We start from the raw sequence: 4,433 nt of genomic DNA on the forward strand, positions 1-4,433 counted from the left end.
CGGCTATGCCGGCACGGCCATCGCGGCGGAGGCCGCGGCCGCCGGCTTCGCCGTGGTCGGGACCGCGCGCGACCCGGCCGCGGCGCAGCCGCCAGCCGGCGCCGGCGTGGTGGCCTTCGCGGCGGCCGGCGAGGCGATCCGGAACGCCACGCACCTCGTCGTCACCGCCGCGCCCGGCGAGGAAGGCGACCCCGTCCTTGCCGCGCACGCAGCTGCCATCGCCGCGGCGCCGGCGCTCGCCTGGATCGGCTATCTCTCGACCACCGGCGTCTATGGCGATCGCGGCGGTGCCGAGGTGGAGGAGGCGACGCCGCCCGCGCCCAGCCAGCCGCGGTCGCTGCGCCGGCTGGAAGCCGAACAGGCCTGGCGCGCCATGGCTGCGGCGCGCGGCGCCGCGATCGACATCTTCCGCGTCGGCGGGATCTACGGCCCGGGCCGCAGCGCCTTCGACGAGTTGCGCGCCGGCGTCGCGCGCCGCGTCCTAAAGCCCGGCCATGCCTTCAGCCGCATCCACCGCGACGACATCGCGCTGGCGGTGGTCGCCGGCGCCGCGCGGCCGGACGGGCAGCGCGTGCTGCACCTGGTGGACGACGAGCCGGCGCCAAGCAGCGACGTGGTGGCGGAAGCCGCGCGGCTGCTCGGTCTGGCGCCGCCGCCCGAGATCCCCTTCGAGCAGGCGCGGGTGCGCATGTCGCCGATGGCGCTGTCCTTCTGGTCGGAGAACCGCCGCGTCGCGAATGCGGCGACGAAGCGGGCGCTCGGCATCGCCTGGCGCTGCCCGACCTATCGCGAGGGGCTGCGCCGCATACTGGCCGCCGAGGCTCAGCTTTCCAGCAGCTGATCCAGCGTCTGCGCCAGCAGGCGCAGGTCCTCCGGCCGGGACAGCCGGTGGTCGCCATCCTTGATCAGGTGGAGGCGCACGTCGTCGCCCTCCAGCGCCTCCACCAGTCGCAGCGCGTGCCGCCAGGGCACGTCGGGGTCGCGCATGCCGTGCAGGATCCGCACGGGGCAGCGCAGCGGGATGGGCGCGTGGAGCAGGTTGTGCCGCGGCCCGTCCTCGATCAGCGCGCGGGTGATCGGCGTCGGCTCGCCATACTGGCTGGGCAGGTGCAGCACGCCGCGCTCCATGATCTCGGCGCGCTGCGCCGCGTCGAAGGCCGGCCACATCAGGGTCTCGGTGAAGTCCGGCGCCGGCGCGATGCCGATCAGGCCGGCGACGCGGTCCGGCCGCGCCCGCGCCAGCAGCAGCGCGATCCAGCCGCCCATGGAGGAGCCGACCAGCACCTGCGGGCCCTCGGTCAGCGCGTCGAACACCGCGATGGCGTCCGCTGCCCACTGCCCGATGGTGCCGTCCTCGAAGCGGCCTGCGCTCTCGCCATGGCCTGAATAGTCGAAGCGCAGCAGGGCGCGGCCGCGCGCCGCGCAGTGCTCGCGCAGCGCCAGCGCCTTCGATCCCTGCATGTCGCTGCGGAAGCCCGGCAGGAAGACCACGCCCGGTTGCGCGCCGGGCAGCCGCGCCCACGCCAGGCGGTCGTGCAGGCGGCCGGTTTCTTCTGTCTGCATCGGTTCCGCTGGCCCCCACCCCGGCCCTCCCCCGCATGCGGGGGAGGGAGTTACATGTCAGCGCGGCAGCCCGCGTCGTGCGAGGTTCGCCATCAGCGCGCCGATGCCGAAGGTCCAGGGCGGGCATTCGTCGGTGCGGTCCACCTCGTTCTCCAGCGCACCGAACCGCGGCGAGGCGATGCGCACCACGTCGCCCTCCTTGTGGGTGAAGCCCATGCCGGCCTCGCCGCGGTCCTTCACCGGCGAGAAGGGCGTGCCGAGGAACAGCACCGCGCCGTCGGGATACTGGTGGTGCGCGCCGATCATCTGCTTGACCACCTCGGCCGGGTCGCGCGCGATCGCGCCCACCATGCCGCGCTCGTCCAGCACGAAGCCGTCGCGCCCGGTGATGGTCGCGCGCAGCTCCGCCCGGCGCACATCTTCCAGCGTGAAGCCGCCGTCGAACAGGCGGATCATCGGGCCGAGCGCGCAGGACGCGTTGTTGTCCTTGGCGCGGCCCAGCAGCAGCGCGCTGCGGCCTTCCACGTCGCGCAGGTTCACGTCGTTGCCGAGGGTGGCGCCGACGATCCGCCCGCGGCCGTTCACCACCATCACCGCCTCGGGCTCCGGGTTCGACCAGCGGCTCATCGGATGGACACCGACCTTGGCGCCGGCCCCCACGGCCGAGAGCACGGGTGCCTTGGTGAAGATCTCCGCATCCGGGCCGATCCCGACCTCGAGATACTGGCTCCACCACCCTTTGGCGACCAGCGCCTCCTTCACCCGCGCCGCTTCTGGGCTGCCGGGCACCAGGTTCGCCAGGTCGTCGCCGATGATGCCGCGGACCTCGGCCCGCACCGCCTCCGCCCGGCTGGCATCGCCGCGGCAGCGCTCCTCGATCACGCGTTCCAGCATGGATCGCACATAGGTCACGCCGGCGGCCTTCAGCACCTGCAGGTCCACCGGCGCCAGCAGCCAGGGCTTCGATGCGTCGCGCGCCGCGTGATGCGCATTGGCCAGCGCCGCCTTCAGGTCGAGTGCCGAGGGCACGCCGTGGCTGCGGATCGCCGCAACCGGGTCGTCCGCGTTCAGCCACGCGCTGCAGGTGCCGAAGGCCGGCGTCATGTCGAAGGATGCGCCACCGAGCAGCGCGAACACGGATGGTCCCTCTGGCGTCATGACGCGCAGCGCGAAAGCGCCCTCAGTCCAGTCCTCCGGCAGCGCGGCGTTCTCCGTCATGTCCCGGTCCTCCCCCGTTGGGACGCCAGCCTAGCGGGACCGTCGGACGACGCCAGGGGGAGGGGCTCGATCACGAGATGGAGCGCGGCACACGCGACATCCGCGCGAAACCACTTTCCCGCCCGTCCCGCAATCGCGCCGAAACCGCCCCCGCCTAGCAGTGCGCCCGAACACAGGCGGCCCCCGGGCCAACGGAGCGACACGGACATGCATACGCGTCACAGCCTCGCGGCCTCCGCCGCGCGGATCGGCCTGGTGCTCGGCCTGCTGGCCGGCCCCGCCCTTGCCCATGGCGACCACGACGCGCCCCGCCGCAGCGAGATGGGCGCCTTCGCCCGCGACCTGCCGCGCGGCGCCGCGCACCCGACGAGCGCGGCCACCCCACCGCTGATGCCTGGCCTCGGGCCGCTGGACTGGCCTGGCGTCTCGGCGGATCCCAGAGCGCGAGCCTATTTCGCCCAGGGGCTGAACCTGGCCTGGGGCTTCAATCATGCCGAGGCGGTGCGTGCCTTCCGTGCCGCGCAGAGCTTCGATCCGGCCTGCGCGCTCTGCCTCTGGGCGGAGGCCTGGGCGCTCGGCCCGAACATCAACATGCCCATGGACGCGGCGGCGAATGCCCGCGCGCTGCGGGCCCTGGCCACTGCCCGCCGGCACGCGCCGCGGCAGGGCGCGCTGGTGGTCGGGCTTGTGGAGGCGCTGTCGCAGCGCCATGCCGCCGACCCGCGCGCGGACCGCGCGACGCTGGACCGCGCCTATGCCGATGCGATGCGCGCGCTGCTCGCGCGCTTCCCGCAGCATGTGGAACTCGCGATCCTGACCGCGGATGCGCTGATGAACCTCAGTCCCTGGGACTACTGGGCGGATGAGGGGCGCAGCCCGAAGGGCGCCACCGGCGAGATCCTGGCGATCCTGGAGCAGGTGCTCGGGATGCAGCCCGAGGATGGCGGGCGGTCGCTGCGGGCGCAGCCGAACCACATCGGCGCGATCCACCTCTACATCCACATGGTGGAGGCCTCCGACCGGCCGGAGCGCGCGGTGCCGCATGCCGCGCGCCTGGCGGCCCTGGCTCCGGCGAACGGTCACCTGGTGCACATGCCCTCGCATGTCTGGTACCGCCTCGGCGCCTGGCGCGAGAGCCTGGAGGCGAACCGCGCCGCGGTCGCGGCCGACCGCGCTCTGCTCGCCCGCGGCGGCGCCAGCCTGCTCTATGCGGAGGGCTACCACCCGCACAACGTCCACTTCGTCCTCGCCTCCGCCCTGATGGGCGGCGACGGTGCTGCGGCGCTGGACGCGGCGCAGGAGCTCGCCGGCCTCGTCTCCGCCCGTGCCGCGCGGGAAGTGGCCTGGACGCAGCCGATCCAGGCCGCGCCCTATGTCGCCCATGCCCGCTTCTCCGCGCCGGAGACGGTGCTGGCGCTGCCCGCCCCGGCCGAGGCCGGGCCCTTCCTCGGCGGACACTGGCACTATGCGCGCGGCGTCGCCTTCGCCCGGCTCGGCCGCGTGGTGGAAGCGCGGGAGGAGGCGGCGCGGATCCGCAGCCTCGCCGCCTCCGAGGAGGTCGCGGTGCTGGCCGAGGCCGGGCTGCCGGCGTCCGACACGCTTGGCATCGCGGCGCACCTGGTCGAGGCGCGCGCGGCCGCCGCCGCTGGCGA

The 4,433-nt window shown here is 74.4% G+C and carries 4 protein-coding genes; 2 read left to right on the forward strand and 2 right to left on the reverse strand.

Annotation, left to right across the window (positions count from 1 at the left end; genetic code table 11):
• The coding region (locus OZN99_RS26215) for an NAD-dependent epimerase/dehydratase family protein (protein ID WP_270938179.1) at nt 1–841 on the forward strand (841 nt) is incomplete at its 5' end.
• Here the strand turns inward: OZN99_RS26215 and OZN99_RS26220 are convergent.
• Nucleotides 823–1,563, reverse strand: coding sequence for an alpha/beta hydrolase (locus OZN99_RS26220; RefSeq protein WP_270938180.1), 741 nt, complete (start codon nt 1,561–1,563; stop codon nt 823–825). The genes OZN99_RS26215 and OZN99_RS26220 overlap by 19 nt on opposite strands.
• Before the next feature lie 57 nt (nt 1,564–1,620).
• On the reverse strand, nt 1,621–2,781 hold the full coding sequence (locus OZN99_RS26225; protein ID WP_270938181.1) for a fumarylacetoacetate hydrolase family protein: 1,161 nt from the start codon (nt 2,779–2,781) through the stop codon (nt 1,621–1,623).
• A 207-nt stretch (nt 2,782–2,988) separates the two neighbouring features.
• Here OZN99_RS26225 and OZN99_RS26230 point away from each other — a divergent pair.
• The coding region (locus tag OZN99_RS26230; RefSeq protein ID WP_270938182.1) for a hypothetical protein at nt 2,989–4,433 on the forward strand (1,445 nt) is incomplete at its 3' end.

The organism is Falsiroseomonas oryzae, assembly GCF_027856955.1.
Lineage (GTDB): Bacteria > Pseudomonadota > Alphaproteobacteria > Acetobacterales > Acetobacteraceae > Falsiroseomonas > Falsiroseomonas oryzae.